At 70.5% G+C, this 16,039-nt stretch carries 14 protein-coding genes and 1 pseudogene; 10 read left to right on the top strand and 5 right to left on the bottom strand.

Annotated elements, in window-relative coordinates; genetic code table 11:
• Positions 1-848 (top strand): annotated as a pseudogene (locus CCN51_RS02265) (sigma-70 family RNA polymerase sigma factor); the annotation flags it as partial.
• Positions 849-884: 36 nt separating this feature from the next.
• Here the strand turns inward: CCN51_RS02265 and paaK are convergent.
• Positions 885-2,222, bottom strand: coding sequence for a phenylacetate--CoA ligase PaaK (gene paaK, locus CCN51_RS02260; protein ID WP_014181506.1), 1,338 nt, complete (start codon positions 2,220-2,222; stop codon positions 885-887).
• 228 nt (positions 2,223-2,450) lie between these two features.
• On the bottom strand, positions 2,451-2,900 hold the full coding sequence (locus CCN51_RS02255; protein ID WP_143675706.1) for a hypothetical protein: 450 nt from the start codon (positions 2,898-2,900) through the stop codon (positions 2,451-2,453).
• A 233-nt stretch (positions 2,901-3,133) separates the two neighbouring features.
• Between CCN51_RS02255 and CCN51_RS02250 the strand changes: the two genes are divergently transcribed.
• From CCN51_RS02250 to CCN51_RS02235, 4 genes are all read left to right on the top strand, one after another.
• Entirely contained in the window at positions 3,134-4,018 is an 885-nt protein-coding gene (locus CCN51_RS02250; RefSeq protein WP_014181504.1) for a lysozyme, read from the top strand.
• Positions 4,019-4,233: 215 nt separating this feature from the next.
• Positions 4,234-4,881, top strand: coding sequence for a DUF4142 domain-containing protein (locus CCN51_RS02245; protein WP_014181503.1), 648 nt, complete (start codon positions 4,234-4,236; stop codon positions 4,879-4,881).
• A gap of 9 nt (positions 4,882-4,890) precedes the next feature.
• The gene (locus CCN51_RS02240; RefSeq protein WP_014181502.1) at positions 4,891-6,429 is read left to right on the top strand and encodes a DUF1996 domain-containing protein; all 1,539 of its coding nucleotides are present in this window, start codon (positions 4,891-4,893) and stop codon (positions 6,427-6,429) included.
• A gap of 209 nt (positions 6,430-6,638) precedes the next feature.
• Positions 6,639-7,511, top strand: coding sequence for an RNA polymerase sigma factor (locus CCN51_RS02235; protein ID WP_238545519.1), 873 nt, complete (start codon positions 6,639-6,641; stop codon positions 7,509-7,511).
• Positions 7,512-7,599: 88 nt separating this feature from the next.
• On the opposite strand, the gene CCN51_RS02230 is transcribed toward CCN51_RS02235, so the two are convergent.
• On the bottom strand, positions 7,600-8,835 hold the full coding sequence (locus CCN51_RS02230) for a PucR family transcriptional regulator (RefSeq protein WP_014181500.1): 1,236 nt from the start codon (positions 8,833-8,835) through the stop codon (positions 7,600-7,602).
• 414 nt (positions 8,836-9,249) lie between these two features.
• Between CCN51_RS02230 and CCN51_RS02225 the strand changes: the two genes are divergently transcribed.
• The 4 genes from CCN51_RS02225 (at position 9,250) to CCN51_RS02210 (ending at position 13,438) form a co-directional block, all read left to right on the top strand.
• Positions 9,250-10,089, top strand: a complete 840-nt coding sequence (locus CCN51_RS02225; RefSeq protein WP_014181499.1) for a ferric reductase-like transmembrane domain-containing protein — start codon at positions 9,250-9,252, stop codon at positions 10,087-10,089.
• Positions 10,077-11,588, top strand: coding sequence for an NADH-ubiquinone oxidoreductase-F iron-sulfur binding region domain-containing protein (locus CCN51_RS02220; protein ID WP_014181498.1), 1,512 nt, complete (start codon positions 10,077-10,079; stop codon positions 11,586-11,588). The genes CCN51_RS02225 and CCN51_RS02220 overlap by 13 nt, the downstream gene beginning before the upstream one ends.
• A 216-nt stretch (positions 11,589-11,804) precedes the next feature.
• Positions 11,805-12,794 carry an SCO0930 family lipoprotein gene (locus CCN51_RS02215; protein WP_014181497.1) on the top strand — a complete coding sequence of 330 codons (990 nt, stop codon included), beginning with the start codon at positions 11,805-11,807 and terminating at the stop codon, positions 12,792-12,794.
• A 104-nt stretch (positions 12,795-12,898) separates the two neighbouring features.
• Positions 12,899-13,438 (top strand): hypothetical protein, encoded by a 540-nt coding sequence (locus tag CCN51_RS02210; protein WP_014181496.1) that lies wholly within the window; start codon positions 12,899-12,901, stop codon positions 13,436-13,438.
• Positions 13,439-13,445: 7 nt separating this feature from the next.
• Here the strand turns inward: CCN51_RS02210 and CCN51_RS02205 are convergent, their stop codons facing one another.
• Both CCN51_RS02205 and CCN51_RS02200 read right to left on the bottom strand, forming a co-directional pair.
• Positions 13,446-14,150 (bottom strand): HAD family hydrolase, encoded by a 705-nt coding sequence (locus CCN51_RS02205; protein ID WP_014181495.1) that lies wholly within the window; start codon positions 14,148-14,150, stop codon positions 13,446-13,448.
• 319 nt (positions 14,151-14,469) lie between these two features.
• Positions 14,470-15,405 (bottom strand): ScbA/BarX family gamma-butyrolactone biosynthesis protein, encoded by a 936-nt coding sequence (locus CCN51_RS02200; protein ID WP_014181494.1) that lies wholly within the window; start codon positions 15,403-15,405, stop codon positions 14,470-14,472.
• Positions 15,406-15,516: 111 nt separating this feature from the next.
• Here CCN51_RS02200 and CCN51_RS02195 point away from each other — a divergent pair.
• Positions 15,517-16,039 (top strand): ScbR family autoregulator-binding transcription factor (locus CCN51_RS02195; RefSeq protein ID WP_245881564.1); only part of this gene is annotated, 523 nt, incomplete at its 3' end.

Below are 16,039 nucleotides of genomic sequence, written 5' to 3'. Positions count from 1 at the left end.
GGTGGACGCCGCGGCGGACGGCGGCCGCCCCGGACCCGGGGCGGCCGCCGTCCGCCGCGGCGTCCACCGCACCCGTCGTACCCGAGGCGTCGGCGGCGGCGCCGACCGGGGAGGTGGGCGAGGCGGTCTCCCGGCCGCCGTCGCGCAGGCCCAAGTCCTCCCGGTCGGCCTCCGCCTCGGCCGTTCCGCGCTCGCTGTACGGCACGGTGGTCGACAGGGCCGACGCGGCCCCGGCGGTCTCCGCCCGCCCCGGTCCGCTGCCGGAGCGGCCGGAGGGGCGTGCGATCACCGGCTCGGGCAGCTATGAACAGCCGGGCCCCGGCAGATATGTGATGGTCAACAACGCCCAGTATGTGACGCTGACCGGGCAGGGGTATGTCCTGGTCCGCTGGCAGCTGGTGCCCGCCGAGCGGTCCGGCCAACTGAGGATGCCCAGCTGGACCGGGCTGAGCGGGCGGCTGTTCCATGTGGCCTCCGGCGGGGGCCGCCGTATGGACGACCAGATGCCGGGGGCCACGGACCGGCCGCACACCTGGATGGGCAGCGCCGCCACGGGGTTCGACACCCTGCCGGTCGGCGCCCAGCAGATGTGGCAGAACGAGTACTACTACCTCGACGGCAGCGTGACCCTCCATCTCAACGAGGACTGGGCCGACTACAACCTCACGGTCTCCGCCGTGGATCGGGCGAAGATCCTCCAGGACGTGTCGCAGCCGCCCGGGGACGCGGCGATCCGCTACGGGCTGGTGCGGGACACCGGCACCGACGCCGCCCCGGTACCGCAGTATGTGACCCGCTCGCGCTCCGCCGACCCCTTCGCCGTACCGCTCCGCGGCGATCTGCGCTGATCTGATGGGCCATCACACCCTCATAACCGAGGACCCTCAGCGCAGGTCCTTGACCCGGCGGAGCTTCCCGACCGAACGCTCCAGCGACTCCGGCTCCACCACCGCCACCTCGACGGTCAGGCCCGCCCCCTCCTTGACCGCCTGGGCGATGGCCCGCTCGGCGGCCGCGCGCGCCTCGGGCGTGGCGCCGGGGCGCGCCTCGGCCTCGACGGTCAGCTGGTCCATCCGGCCGCGCCGGGTCAGCACCAGCTGGAAGTGCGGGGCAACGCCTGGGGTGCGCAGCACGATCTCCTCGACCTGGCTGGGGAAGAGGTTCACCCCGCGTACGATGATCATGTCGTCGCAGCGGCCGGTGATCTTCTGGATACGGCGGAACGCGGGCCGGGCCGTGCCGGGCAGCAGCCGGGTCAGATCGCGGGTGCGGTAGCGGATGACGGGCATGGCCTCCTTGGTCAGGGTGGTCAGCACCAGCTCGCCCTCCTCGCCGTCGGCCACCGGCTGGTCGGTGAGCGGGTCCACGATCTCGGGGTAGAAGTGGTCCTCCCACATATGCAGCCCGTCCTTGGTCTCCACGCACTCCTGGGCCACCCCGGGGCCGATCACCTCGGACAGCCCGTAGATGTCCACGGCGTGGAGGTCCGCTCGCTCCTCGATCTCCCGGCGCATCTCCTCGGTCCACGGCTCGGCGCCGAAGACGCCGACCTTGAGGGAGGTGGTGCGCGGGTCGATGCCCTGGCGCTCGAACTCGTCGAGGAGGGTGAGCATGTAGGAGGGGGTGACCATGATGACCTCGGGTCTGAAGTCCTCGATGATCCGCACCTGGCGGGCGGTCATACCGCCGGAGGCGGGGACGACGGCGCAGCCCAGCCGCTCGGCGCCGTAGTGGGCGCCGAGGCCGCCGGTGAACAGGCCATAGCCGTAGGAGACATGCACCATCTGGCCGGGGCGCCCGCCGGCCGCACGCAGCGAGCGGGCGACCACCTCGGCCCACATGGACAGGTCGTTCGCGGTGTAGCCGACGACGGTGGGGCGGCCGGTGGTGCCGCTGGAGGCGTGGACGCGGCGCAGCTGTGAGCGGTCCACCGCGAGCAGGCCGAAGGGGTAGGTGTCGCGCAGATCGGCCTTCGTGGTGAGGGGGAAGCGGGCCAGGTCCGCCAGTGTGCGGCAGTCCTCGGGCCCGACACCGGCCGCGCGGAACTTCGCACGGTACGGTTCGACATGGTCGTAGACCCGTCTGAGGGTGGCCCGCAGCCGGGCGAGCTGGGTCTCGCGCAGCTCTTCTGGCCCCATCCGTTCGGCGGCGTCGAGGAGTTCGGCAGGCGGTGGTGATCCCAGTCGGCGCCCGCCGCCCGTCGTATGCGTCGACACCGCCATGTCTGGCACCACCTCATGGACCGACCGAACATTCGGTTTAACCGCGCGACGCGATCAAGTAACCCAGTATCCGGCGGGGCTGTCAAGGTGTGACGCGGACGCACGAGAGGGACGCCCCTCGCCCTCCTTCAGCCCTCTCTCTGTCCCCTATATAGGGCTGGTTGTATCGGGCCCCATATAAAGGGGACAGAGAAGGGGCGGAGAGAGGGCATGAGACCGGCCGTCACCTCAGCCCGAGGGGGGCGGGTTCGAGGCGGACGGGGAGGACTTGTACGCGGTGGACTTCTCGATGGCGCCGCCGAGCTTGTCCCGGGCGGCCTTCAGGGAGCCCATGGAATCCGCCGAGACGACCCAGCGGTTGCCGACCAGAAAACTCCCGCCGTACATCTGCGCGTAGCCCAGCCAGTCCTGCTGCCCCTTGGCGGTCACAAAGCTGAGGAAGACATAGTTCTTCTTCTTGCCCATATGGCAGACCCCCTGACGGTAGTCGTCGACGTCCGTGGTGATCTCCGGCTTGCAGCCCATGGTCCGGCCCAGCTTCTCGACACTGGCCGGCCGGGCGGCCGGGGCACTCGCGCTCGGTCTGGCCTTCCCGCGCTCCCCGATCGACGCCTTGTCGTTCTCGGCGTCCGAACCGCACCCGGCCGACAGCAGCGCCACGGCCGCGACGGCCGGCACCACCGCACCGGCACCGACACGGGCGCGGCCGGGGGCCGGACGGGTGGCGTCTTCCGGGGAACACCTTCGCGGTGCATGCTCGGGCTTCACGTCCATCGGTACGGACGCGACGGGCGAGGCGTTCAGCGAATCCGCGAATTCATTCGCGAACCCCTTCCGCCCTCGTGATCTACGCGCGTATCTTCGCCGCACCGCACTTCCCCCCACGTGACACCGAGTTCGGAGGAGCAGACATGTCCGCACAGACCGGCAAGGGTGCCCACCGGAAACGCCCCGCTCTGCGCTCGCCCTACGCCATGGGCGGGTTGGCCCTCGCGGTCGCCGCCAGCCTGGCCTCGTCAGTGCCCGCCATGGCCTCGACCACCGAGGCGTACGAGGCCGACACGGCGCAGGCGCAGGCCCCCGCGCATCCGGAGCGGGACTGGATGGGCTCGACCATCGCCGAGCACGAGGGCGGCGACCCCGAGGCGGTCCCCAAGGCCACGGTGGCCGCCACGGTGGAGGGGGTCGACGTCAGCAACCACCAGGGGACGGTCAACTGGACGTCGCTCTGGAACAAGAACGTCCGGTTCGCCTACGTCAAGGCCACCGAGAGCACGACGTACAAGAACCCCAAGTTCGCCTCGCAGTACAACGGCTCCGCCAACAAGGGCATGATCCGCGGCGCGTACCACTTCGCCCTGCCGAACAAGTCCAGCGGCACCGCGCAGGCGGACTACTTCGTGAACAACGGCGGCCGCTGGTCCGCCGACGGCAAGACCCTGCCGCCCGTGCTGGACATCGAGTACAACCCGTACGGCGCGTCCTGCTACGGCAAGACCAAGGCCCAGATGGTCACCTGGATCAAGGACTTCAGCGCCCGGGTCAAGAAGCGCACCGGGCGCGACCCGGTGATCTACACGACCACCAGCTGGTGGAAGTCCTGCACCGGCAACAGCGGCGCGTTCGGCGCGAAGAACCCGCTGTGGCTCGCGCGCTACGCGTCGACGCCGGGGGCGCTGCCGGCCGGCTGGAAGACCCACACCATCTGGCAGTACACGTCCTCCGGGCCGGTGGTGGGCGACCACAACAAGTTCAACGGCAGCCTGACCCGGCTCAAGGCCCTCGCCAAGGGCTGAGCTCGTTGTCAGCCCGCTGAGCGGGCAACTCCCGCCCCCCGACTGGGCAAAGCGGACGTAAAGCACCAGCTCAGGGGGCGGGACACAAAATAGTTCGGCAGGTTACCAGCAAGCAGCGATCGCTGTCAGGTCTTTATTCATTGGTGATGAGCTCTCCACTCCCGGCCCACACCAGGCACTAGCGTCCGGTGTCACTCCGAACCAAGGAGGGCGCTGTGCGATCAGTCATCAGCAGATCCATTGCTTCCAGCCGCACGATCGGGACCGGGCTCATCATCGGTGCGCTCGCCATGACGCTCGCGGCACTGCTCATCCCCGTGAGCCTGTTCGGCGAAAGCAGCGCCGCGGCGCTCCCGAGCGGGGTCACCGACGACGGCAAAGGAACCATCAGTACGCAATACGGACCGCTCACCGCGGTCGACAGGGACTTCGTCCGCAAGGTCAAGCTCGCCGGCCTGTGGGAGCTCCCCTCGGGACGCATGGCGCAGGAGCGTGGCAACACCGACGCCGTGAAGACCGCGGGGGAACACCTCATCGAAGGCCACACCGAGCTGGACCGCCGATCGAACGAGGTGGGCCAGGCTCTCGGAATCGACCTGCCCACCCAGCCCAATGAGCAGCAGCAGGGCTGGCTCAACGAAATGACCAACGCCGCCTCACCGGCAGAGTTCCAGCGTGTGTTCGCCAACCGCCTGCGCGCCGCGCACGGGAAGGTCTTCGGCCTGGTTGCCCAGGTGCGGGCGCAGAGCGAGAACTCCATGGTCAGGTCCCTCGCGACAAGGGCCAACGCAGTCGTTCTCGACCACATCACGGTCCTTGAGGACACCGGGCTTGTCGACTTCGAGGCCCTCAACACAAAGTGAAGTGATCTCATGAGGCAACAGACCCATAAACGCGGGCGTTTCACGAACAAGACCGTGGCCATCGTCGCCGCGCTGGCGCTCGGCGGTGGCGGTGCGGCCATCATCGCGGCGAACGCGTCCGCGAGCGGCGACAAGAGCTCCGGCGAGGAGCGGACGCTGTCGGCGACGGCGGGCACGATCAGCTGCCCCGACGTGGGCCAGAAGCTCAACGCCGTGCCGCGCCAGTCCCGCACCGAGGTCGACAGGAACCTGGCCGAGCTCGACTCCCAGGTGGCCAAGGCCTACCAGCGCATGGCGAACAAGGAGGCGGGCACGGACTCCGTGCTCACCACCCTCCAGCAGCAGCGCACGGCCACCTTGGACCGCATCGGGACCGCCATCGGCCGCAGCGCCCAACGCCCCGCGGGTCTTGAGCAGATGAGCGCTTGCAAGATGCAGCAGACCAACTTCGCCGGGAAGGGCCGGGGCGGTCGGGGCGGCAACCAGCAGCAGGGCGGCGGCCAGCAAGGCGGCCAGCAGGGCGGAAACCAGCAGCAGGGTGGCGGCCAGCAAGGCGGCCAGCAGGGCGGGAACAACAACCAGGGCGGTGGCCAGCAGGGCGGCAACCAGCAAGGTGGCGGCCAGCAGGGCGGAAACAACCAGGGCGGCAACGGCGGGCAGCAGGGCAACGGCCCCTCTCCCGACGACTTCGTCGACATCACGAAGGTGCAGCCCAACGTCAAGGAGCCGGACAACCAGGGCGGCGCGTCGACCGGCAGCTTCGTCTCGGAGTGCGGTGTCAACGAGCAGGGCATCCGCAACACCGACAACGTGATCGTGGCGCCCGGTGTGGGCAACGGCGCCCACCACACCCACGACTACGTGGGCAACAAGACCACGAACGCCAACTCCACCAACGACAGCCTGGCCGCGGGCGAGACCACCTGCACCAACGGCGACCAGTCCACGTACTACTGGCCGGTGGTCCGGGTCCAGGACGGCACCCAGGAGAAGGACGCCAACCAGCTCGGCGGTGGCCTCGAGGGGAACGTCGGCAAGATCCTCACCCCCAAGAGCTCCACGATCGAGTTCAAGGGCAGCCCGGTCGGCAAGGTCACCGCGATGCCCCGCTTCCTGCGGATCATCACCGGTGACGCCAAGGCGTTCACCAACGGCACCGCCAACGCCAACGCCCACTGGAGCTGCACCGGCTTCGAGGACCGCCAGCTGACCGACAAGTACCCGATCTGCCCGCAGGGCAGCGATGTGGTGCGCAGCTTCGCCTTCCAGAGCTGCTGGGACGGCAAGAACATCGACAGCGCCAACCACCGTGACCACGTCGCCTTCGCCCAGGAGGACGGCTCCTGCGCCAACGGCTTCCAGGCGATCCCCCAGCTGGTGAACAAGATCACCTATGAGGTCCCGGCGGGCCAGACCTACGCGGTCGACGGCTTCCCCGAGCAGTTGCACAAGCCGATCACCGACCACGACGACTTCATCAACGTGATGTCGGACCAGTTGATGAACCAGGCCGTGCAGTGCATCAACAGCGGGCAGAAGTGCGGTTGACGCCCCACCAACCCCAGGCGTGCGCCGACCGGTCTTCGGTCGGCGCACGCCGCGTTCCGGCGCAGCACGAGACTGCGCGGCACGAGGCTGCCACGGCCGCCGGCGATCCGGCGGCCGGACACCCGGACCGCCCGGACCAGCCGAACCATGCGGACCATCCGGGCGAACCCGATCCCGAGCACTTACGCGACGGGTCCGAGCCCGAGCCATTGTCCGAGCAGCCGCCCACGCGATCACCCACGCGTACGGGGCCGAATCCCCGGGGCCGCGAGCCGACGCCCTCGGACCAGGAACTCACCCGGCGGCTCCAGGAGGCGTACCGCCTGGGTACCGCGAACCCGACGGCCGGGGAAATCCTCTACCGCCGCCACCGCGAGGCGGCCCTCGCCTACGCCCGCACCTGTTGCCGGGCCCTCCACGACGCCGAAGACCTTGTGTCCGAGGCGTTCATCCGTACGTTCCAGGCCGTCCGGTCGGGCGGGGGTCCGCGTGGCCCCTGGCGCCCGTATCTGCTGACCGTCATCCGCCACACCGCGATCGAGTGGAGCGCCGGTGAGCGTCAGGTGCTGCTCACCGCGGACTTCGAGTCGTGGCAGCAGCGGTCGACCGAGGCGGACCCCCAGCAGCGCCTGCTGGCGGATGAGGACCGCACGCTGCTGATCCGCAGTTTCCAGGCCCTCCCGGCGCGATGGCGGACCGTGCTGTGGCACACGCTGGTGGAGGACGCCTCCCCGCAGCGCGTGGCCGCGCTGATGGGCCTGTCCCCCAGCGGTCTCACCTCGCTGGCCTTCCGGGCCCGCGAGGGGCTGCGCGAGGCGTATCTGCGCGCTCATGTGCGATCCGCGGCGGCGGAAGACGACCGCTGCCGCCACTTCGGCTCCATGATCGGCGCTTCGGTGCGGCGTGGCGCCGTACGCGGCCGTGCCCTCGCGCGCCATCTGGCCGAGTGTCGCTTCTGCGCGCACGCGTACACCGAGTTGCTGGCCCTCAACGCGGCCATGCCCGACGCCACCCGGGCCACGGATTCCACACCGACTACGGAGTCCGCGGGGGCCTCGGATGCCTCGGGGTGCCGGGGCTGAGCGGCCCGGCCCGAAGAGCGCACACATGGAACTGCCGGCCGCGGATCGCGGCCGGCAGTTCCATGTGGGGGCTCATGCGGCCCCTGGCTCACAGTCCGTTGACGCGCGCCTCCCTCGCGATGCCGCCCACGGGCCGCAGGCCGGTCGGCGCTCCGCGCCCCCTGCGGGTGACCGCCCGGGAGTAGTGGCGCCGGATCCGGTCCATCTGTGCCATCAGCCGGCGGCCGCGCAGCGCCATCTCCAGCTCGAAGCGTATCCGCGGGTCCCGCAGGCCCGGCCCGAAGAGCTTCTCGATCTGCCGCAGCCGGTAACGCACGGTCTGCGGATGCACCTTGAGCGCCTTGGCCGCCTCGGGCGCGCCACCGCCCTCGAGCCAGGCGAGCAGGGTCATCTGCAGCCGCTCGCTCTGCCGGGGGGTCAGCCCGGCCAGCGGCTTGAGCCAGCGGGAGGCCAAGGCCCGTACCAGCGACTCGTCCTGGAGCAGCAGCAGCGTGGAGAGGTGGTCGTCCACGAAGAGTATCCGGGCCTCCGGGCCGCTGCGCGCATGGGTCATGGTCAGCAGCCGGCGGGCCCACCGCACCGAGGAGGCCGCGTCGTTCAGCGGAACGACGTGGCCGACGGAGGCGGTACGGCCCCGCAGCGCGGCCTCCAGCGCGCCACGCGCGGAGCCGGACTCGGTGCCGGGGTCCCGGTCGGGGTCCGGCTCGGCGGTCGCTCCCTCGGTCAGGGGAGTGTCCGGGCCGGGGCCGGGGCCGGTGGCCGTGCCGGTGCCGGTGTCGGTGCCGGTGCCGGTGTCGGTGCCTGTGTCCGGGTCAGGGATCAGCAGGCACAGCTCGTCGCCGACGGCGCCGATCAGGGTGTCGCCGAACACCGCGGCCAGCTGCGGCGCTTCGCCCGGGGTGGGCAGGGCGATGGCCTGGATCGTTTCAGGCAGTGGCCAGCGGGCGGCCCGGGACAGCTCGGCCAGGCCACGCTCGGATACGGGTACCTCGCCGACCAGGGCGTCGAAGAGATCGCGCCTGGCCCGCTCGGGCGGTACCTCGGTCAGGGGGCCACGGCCCCGGGCGCCTTCGGCCGCCACATGGTCGGCACCCTCTTCACCTGGGGTCCGGTAGCCGAGTGCGGTCAGGAGAGCCTGTTCGACCGTCCATCGCACCTTGTCACGCTCAGTGTCCTCCAAGAGGTTGGCGAATCCCGGAATTCTGCGCCGAAGGGTCTCAACCACCTCTTCGGCCAGGGACGGGAGTTCATTGCGCAGGACGCGGGTCCGCTCGCCACGGGTGGGACGGGGGGACCAGATGCGGTTCGCGAGTTCGCCCATCATTACCTCGTTCTTGCCGGGGGGAGGCCTGGCCGTTGGGGGGTCGGTCAGGCCCGTGGAGGTTGCCTCCGTCGCCGGTCGTCCACTCCGGAAAAGGGAGTCGAGGGTCCTCCGATGAATCTTGGAGGAGCCCCTCCCCTACCGGTCCCGGCGCTTTGCCGGGTCTTTGCCATCGAAATGACAGTGGAGCAGCCCAAGACGGTGTGGGCAGTGGTCGTCCACAAGAAGTTGTCACGTTACGACAAATCTTATGGAGATCACGTGTAGTTCGGAGATGCTGCCGTACCCAAAGACGACTTGACGTACTCGTCACTCGCGCGATCAGGCGCGATCGGGAGGCTTTCGATGCCCATGCCCCAGCCGCCGACTCCCCCGATTCCGGGGCCGCGCCGCAGGGCTCGCCACGGCGGATCAACCATGCCACAAGGACCCGGAGGACCCGGCGGACGACGGGCCGACCGCCGCGCCCGCCCGGTCCGGGCCGGCATCGGCTGGCCGCGCCACACCGCGCTGTACGCCGCTGTTGCGGCGGTCATACTCTCACTCATCGTGGCAGGCAACGCCGGTGCGTTCACGAAAACTTGGGCCTTCCTGGACTTCGGGGCCGGTGTCCTCGCACTGGTCTCGCTGAGCAGCGCCGTGCTGTGGGGCCTGGCGGCCACCGACCGGTTGATCCTCCACTCGAAGCACCGGCTGCTCGCCCAAGGTGTCCACCGTGGCGCCGCGGTGGCCGGCCTGCTGTTTCTCGCTCTCCATGTGTGGGTGAAGGTGGCAGAGAGTCACACGAGCGCTGCGGCCATCGTGGTACCGTTCGCTGACGCAAATAAACCTGTGCTGATCGGACTTGGCACCTTGGCCGGATACCTGTTCATCACGGCGGCGGTGACGGGAGCGGTACGCAGCTCCTTCGCCTCCGCCGGCAAGTCCCGCTGGCGGTACCGCTGGTGGCGGGCGCTGCATGTGGCCGCGTACCCCGCGTGGTGCGCCGCGCTGATCCACGGTCTCAAGAGCGGCCGTGCCGCGAAGGACTGGGCGACCGCCGGATATGTCATGGCGCTGGCCGCCGTGGCCATCACCCTGTGGATCCGGCTCGCCAGCCGCCGGGCCGAGCGCAGCGAGCGCGACGCCATCATCACCGGTCAGATCCCCGTGGTCCCCAGCACCCGGGGCGGCGGGCCGGGCAGGCCCCCGACGGCCGGCGGGGCCTCCTCCCGTGACGGCGAACCCCTCGGCGCCTCGCGCGGGTGGGGCGCGTGATCTCGACCAAACCCAGACTGGCCTGTATCGATCCGCCCCGGCTGCTGGCCGGTCTTGACGAGACATACCGGCTCGACCGCGTCGGACACCTGACCGTCCATGGCTCGATGCCCGCGCTGCGCGCGGACGAACTGGTGGCCCTCGCGGAGAACATCGACCTGCGCGGCCGAGGCGGCGCGGGTTTTCCCTTCGCCAAGAAGGTGACGGCCGTCATCGAGTCGGCCGGCCGCCGGGACGGCCGCTGCGCGGTGGTCGTCAACGGCAGTGAGGGCGAGCCCAGTTGCCTCAAGGACACCGCGCTGCTGCTGCACACCCCGCATCTGGTCATCGACGGGGCCGTGCTGGCCGCCACCGCGATGGGCGCCGACGATGTGGCCATCGCGGTCCACCGGCCGGATGTCGAGGAGTCGCTGAGCGCCGCCATCGCCGAGCGCGGTCCGAGCGGGCCGCGGGTGCAGGTGAGCGTGACGGACGACCGCTTCGTGGCCGGTGAGGGCGGCGCCGTCATCAACGGCATCAGCGGCGCCCCGGCCATCCCCAACGGCCGCAAGATCCGCACCAGCGACAGCGGCCTGGCCGGGCTGCCGACCCTGCTGTCCAACACCGAGACATTCGCCCAGCTCGCCGTGGCCGCCCGGATGGGCGCCCTGCCGTTCCGCTCGGTGGGGCTGCCCACCGAGCCCGGCACCACCCTGCTGACGGTGGGCGGGAAGTTTGTCATGGAGACCCCGTTCGGGGTGCCGCTCAGCTACGTCCTGGAGCTGTGCGGCCTCACCCCGGGCCAGGGGGTCCTGGTGGGCGGCTACCACGGCAAGTGGCTGCTGCCCGACAGCCTGGCGTCGGTGAACATCTCCCGGGAGTCCATGGAGAAGTACAACGCGCGGCTCGGGGCCGGAGCGGTGCTGCCGATCCCGGAGAACACCTGCCCGGTCGGCGAGACCGCCCGGGTGGCACGCTGGCTGGCGGGCGAGACCGCCAACCAGTGCGGGCCCTGCTTCATCGGGTTGCCCGCACTCGCGGACGCCATCGGCCAGGTCGAACGGGGCGGTGGCCAGGCGGCGTTGGACACCGTGAGCGCGTACATCGAGTCGGTGAAGCGCCGTGGCGCCTGCAGCCACCCCGACGGCACGGCCGGCTTTGTGACCACCGCGCTGGACGCGTTTCCGGACGAGTTCCGGGAACATGCGCTGGGCCCCGGATGCGGCCGTCCCACGCTCGGGGTGCTGCCACTGACCGACGGCGCCCCCTCCGGGCCGCTGGCCCTGCCCCCGGGCCCCTCCGCCCGACGGGACGAGCGGGACGAGTCGGAGCAGCTTCTCGTGGACTGGACGCTGTGCCAGGGCCATGGGCTGTGCGCGGACATCCTCCCCGAGGTGATCGAGCTCGGCATGGACGGCTACCCGAACCGGGCCAAGTACGGTGTGCCGCGCCAGCTGCGCGGGCAGGCCGTCCGCGCGGTACGGCGCTGCCCCGCACTCGCGCTGCGCATGGAGGCATAGCCCGGCTCCCATCTCCCACCCTCGCTCCCCTCCCTCATCTTCCTCATCTCGACGGCCGTCATGGAACGGCCGTCGATTCGTTTGGGCTCAACGAACGCCGACTTTTTGCGTCTGATGACAAATTCCGAAGGCCATGAACGCCCGCCGAGACCCCCTCCGTATGCAAGTGACGTCGGCGCAAAACAGCCGCCGGACCGCAAGCTTGAAGGAGTGGGCATGAAGAAGCGGCAGATCGCGTTCGCCGGGGCCTCCGTCGCGATGGTCCTGATGACCGCGGCGTGTGGCGCCAGTGAGAAGCAGTCCACGGGCAGCGCCAACGTCCAGCCCATCGGCGGCACCCAGACCGTGGGCGTCGGCGCCACGTCGGGCGCGTCCGGCTATGGCTCCAGCGCCGGCACCGGGAACGAGGCGGGGGGCGACAGCGGCGACGCCACCTCCGGCAAGGACGCGCTGACCGGCCCGGCCAAGCAGCTGTCCGTACGGGACGTGCCCAAGCTCGGCTCGATCGTCACCGACAGCAAGGGCTGGACCCTGTACCGGTTCGACGAGGACACCTCCGGCGCCTCCCCCAAGTCCAACTGCAACGACGCCTGCGCCACCAAGTGGCCGCCGGTGCCCGCGAGCGACGCCACCGTCTCCACCGGGATCGCCGAGAAGGAGCTCGGCTCGGTCACCCGCGCCGACGGCACCAAGCAACTCACGCTGGGCGGCTGGCCGGTGTACCGCTTCGCCGGGGACACCAAGGCCGGGGACACCAAGGGCCATGGTGTGGGCGGCACCTGGAACGCGCTGGCGCCCGACGGCAAGCCGGCCGGGAAGAAGGCCGCCCAGGACGACAGCCTCCAGCTCTCGGTCACCAGCAACGCCAAGCTCGGTAAGATCGTCGTGGACGGCCAGGGCATGACCGTCTACCGGTTCGACAAGGACAGCGCCTGGCCGATGAAGACCGGCTGCCTGAACGCCTGCCTGGAGACCTGGAAGCCCGTCAAGCCGGTCGACACCAGCAAGGTCGCCGGGGTCGACCCCAAGAAGCTCACCACGTTCACCCGGCCCGACGGCTCCAAGCAGCTGGCTTTCGACTGCTGGCTGCTGTACACGTTCACCGGGGACACCAAGCCCGGCGACACCAACGGACAGGGCAAGCAGGGGCTGTGGTTCGCGGTCACCGACAAGGCCAAGAAGGCCGGCGTGGCCGCCTCGGAGTGATACACAGACAAGCGGTCCGTACGAAGCAAGCGGTCCACCGAGCGGGGGGCCCGAGGCCATGAGCGCACCGGGCCGCCCCGCCGGACCACCACCGGGAGGTTGACGTGTCACACGTACTGCGTGCCACCGCGCTCTGCGCGGCGCTGCTGGTGAGCGGCTGCGCCGGGAGCGAGGGGCAGAGCCACGCGGGCCACGCGCAGAAGAAGGCCTCCCCGGCTGCCGAGAAGTCCGGTGCGAAGTCAGGCGCGGACTCCGGCGGACCCGCATCGCTGACGAAGATCGCCGATGCCATCGGCTGCAAGGCGAACGTCGTCACCGACGCCGAGGAGCTGCGCCAGGCGGCGTGCAAGGCCGGTAAGTCCCAGTACACCGTGGTCACCTTCGCCACCGACAAGGGCAAGCGCGCCTGGCTGTCGGAGTCCAAGGACTACGGCGGCACCTATCTGGTGGGCTACCGCTGGTCGGTGACGGCCCCGTCGGAGGGCTCCCTGAAGCCGCTGCGCGTCAAGCTCGGCGGCACCATCGAGACCGGTACGTTCCACGGGGGCATGGAACACGGGGGCACAGAGGACAAGGGCACGGAGCACGACGGCATGGACATGGAGCCCGGGAAGGGCCAGGCCAAGCACGCGCAACACCACTGACGCACAGTCAGGGTCTCCGGGTGTCCGCCCACTTGACCAGGTCGGGATCCGCGAGGCTGGCAACCCACAGATCCACCGGTGGGATCTCACCGGCGTATGCGGCGTCAGCGGCGTTGTGCAGGGGCCTGCGCGGGCCCACCGCGAGGACCCTGAGCCCGGCCCGGGACGCGGACACGAAGCCGCAGTGGGAGTCCTCGACCGCCAGCGCGTCGCCGGGGGCCGCACCGCACCGCCGGGCGGCCTCCAGATAGACGTCCGGATACGGCTTGGGGCGCACCTCCCCCTCCGGGACCAGCACATGGCCGAAGTACCGCAGCAGCCCCGCGCGGGACAGCCCGGCCTCGACCACATCGCGCGGGCAGTTGCTGGCGACGGCCAGCGGGGCGAACGCGGCGGCCTTGCGGACGAGTTCGGTGGCGCCCGGCATGGTGACCGGGTCGTCGGCCACCAGCTGGCGGAAACTCGCGAGGAGTTGCTCGGTCATCTGCTCGGCGAGCGCGGGGGCGCCCGCGTACTCGGCCAGCATGCGGCCGCACTCGGTGTAGTGGAGACCCTTGGTGGCCTGCGCGAACTCTGGGTCCGGGGCGCTGCCGTGGTGGCCGAGCACCACTTCGCGCGCCTTTTCCCAGTGGCGTTCGGAGTCCATGAGGGTGCCGTCGCAGTCGAAGACGATGGCGGCGGGGGTCCAAGCGAGAAGCGTGTTGGCTGTCATCTGCCTGCCGTTCCATGGGGGTGGACGATCGGCGCAGGGGGTGCCTGTACCTGCGGAAGAGCAGCGCAGTGGGGTTCCTGGCGGTTCAGGCGCGGATGCGCCAACCGCTGCCGTCCGATGCGCGAGCGCCTGCTCGCGTGCGCGACGCGGGAAGCCGTACAGGCGGAGAGTCGCCTGCCCGAAAGATAACGATCACTACGGTAGTTTGATGACCCGCAGTAAGCAAGAAATTACTATGTGTCGGCGTTTTGTTCGTCGCGCCTATGCTCGACGGCGTTTCGCTCGACGGCTTTTCGCTCGACGGCGTCCCGTTCGTCGCTCAGGGGTACTGAAGTACGCCGACCACGGTGCACTCCCCCGCCTGCCTCAGCCGGAAGACACAGGTCCTGCCGTGCGGGACGCACTCCACCCGGGCGGGCGGGGCGAATTCGGTGAACCGCAGGGCGCGGAGCCGGCAGCCGACGGGGCGGGTGTGAACACCCTCCGTCGCCAACGCCGCGGCCTGGCGGGCGGCCTCCAGCAGCACCAGGCCCGGCACATGGTCGCTCCAGTGGTCGAAGAAGAAGGGGTGGCGGAGGTCCGCCGGATCCAGGCGCAGAATGCCCGCCTCACGCACCACCAGAACGTCGCGCGCCGCCGGCACCGCCACTGACCGCGGCGACGGGCGGGCGAGAACACCGGCCCGCGGCCGCGCGGCCGCCTCCGACGCCGCGCGACGGGCCGTCTCATACGCCTGTGGGTCCAGGAAGCGCGCGGTGCCACCAGCCCACGCGAAGGGCGTCCCGCCCACGAGAATCCCGATGTCGAGCCGCAGTCCGGTGACGAACCGGCCGCAGGGCCCGGTGCGCACATCGGTCACCGCGGCGCGGCAGACCACATCCGTGGCCCCGTGTTCGGCCCGCGGCTCGGCGGCCGGGTCGAGCGTGAAGGACAGGTCCCGGATCACGAAGCGCGCCCCTGCGGGGGTGGCGAAGTGGCGGGAGGGCAGATAGATGCCCAGCTGGCGCAGGGTTTCGGCGACCATCAGGGGGTGGTGGCGGCCGTCCGGGCCATGCGGGAACGTGGGATGGGAGCGTGGCCACTGCACCGCGGCCACGAACCGGCCGCCACCCAGTGCGCGGACGTCGGTGAGCAGCACTTCGGCCACCGAGGCGCGGTGCACCGCCTCGCGCGCCACGGTGCGGGACCAGCTCAGCCGCCGCGCCACGAGCTCCCACGGCTCCGGGACGCCACACGCCTCACCAATGATCGCCATAAAATACTAGTAATGATGGACCTGTGGGTCTTCACCTCCATGACATGCGACAAGTCCGCTAAGTTCACCCCGACAACGCACCGCACGCGACGGAACGAGGACGGACACCACGTGCAAGAGCGGGCCGAGCAGACACGCCGAACCCTCCTGGAAGCGGCGGCTTCCCTCTTCGACGAACGGGGCTACGCCGGCACCAGCATCAGCGATATCGCCGCCCGGTCCGGCCACACCAGCGGCGCCATCTACTTCCACTACGCGAGCAAGGAGAAACTCGCGCTCGCCGTCGTCGAGGGACACTTCGCCACCTGGCCACCGCTGATCGAGCAGTACACCGCCACCGACACCCCGGCCCTGGAGCGGCTGGTGCGGCTGAGCTTCGCGGTGGCCCGTGCCTTCCGCGACGACATCGTCGTACGGGCGGGGGCGCGGCTGTGGACGGAGCGCACCCTGATCGCGGCGCCGCTCCCGCCACCGTTCGTCGGCTGGATCGACGCGGTGACCGAGATGCTGGAGCGGGCGCACGCCGAGGGCGATCTCGCCCCGCATATCGACCCCGAGCGCGCCGCCCGGACGGTCGTCTGCGCCTTCTTCGGCGTGCACACCGTCTCCGAGGCCCTGGACCGGCGCCGGTCCA

It is taken from the genome of Streptomyces milbemycinicus (assembly GCF_002154605.1).
Classification (GTDB): domain Bacteria; phylum Actinomycetota; class Actinomycetes; order Streptomycetales; family Streptomycetaceae; genus Streptomyces; species Streptomyces milbemycinicus.
Note: the sequence above shows the minus strand (reverse complement) of the source record. Positions and strands in the feature narration are given on the sequence as shown.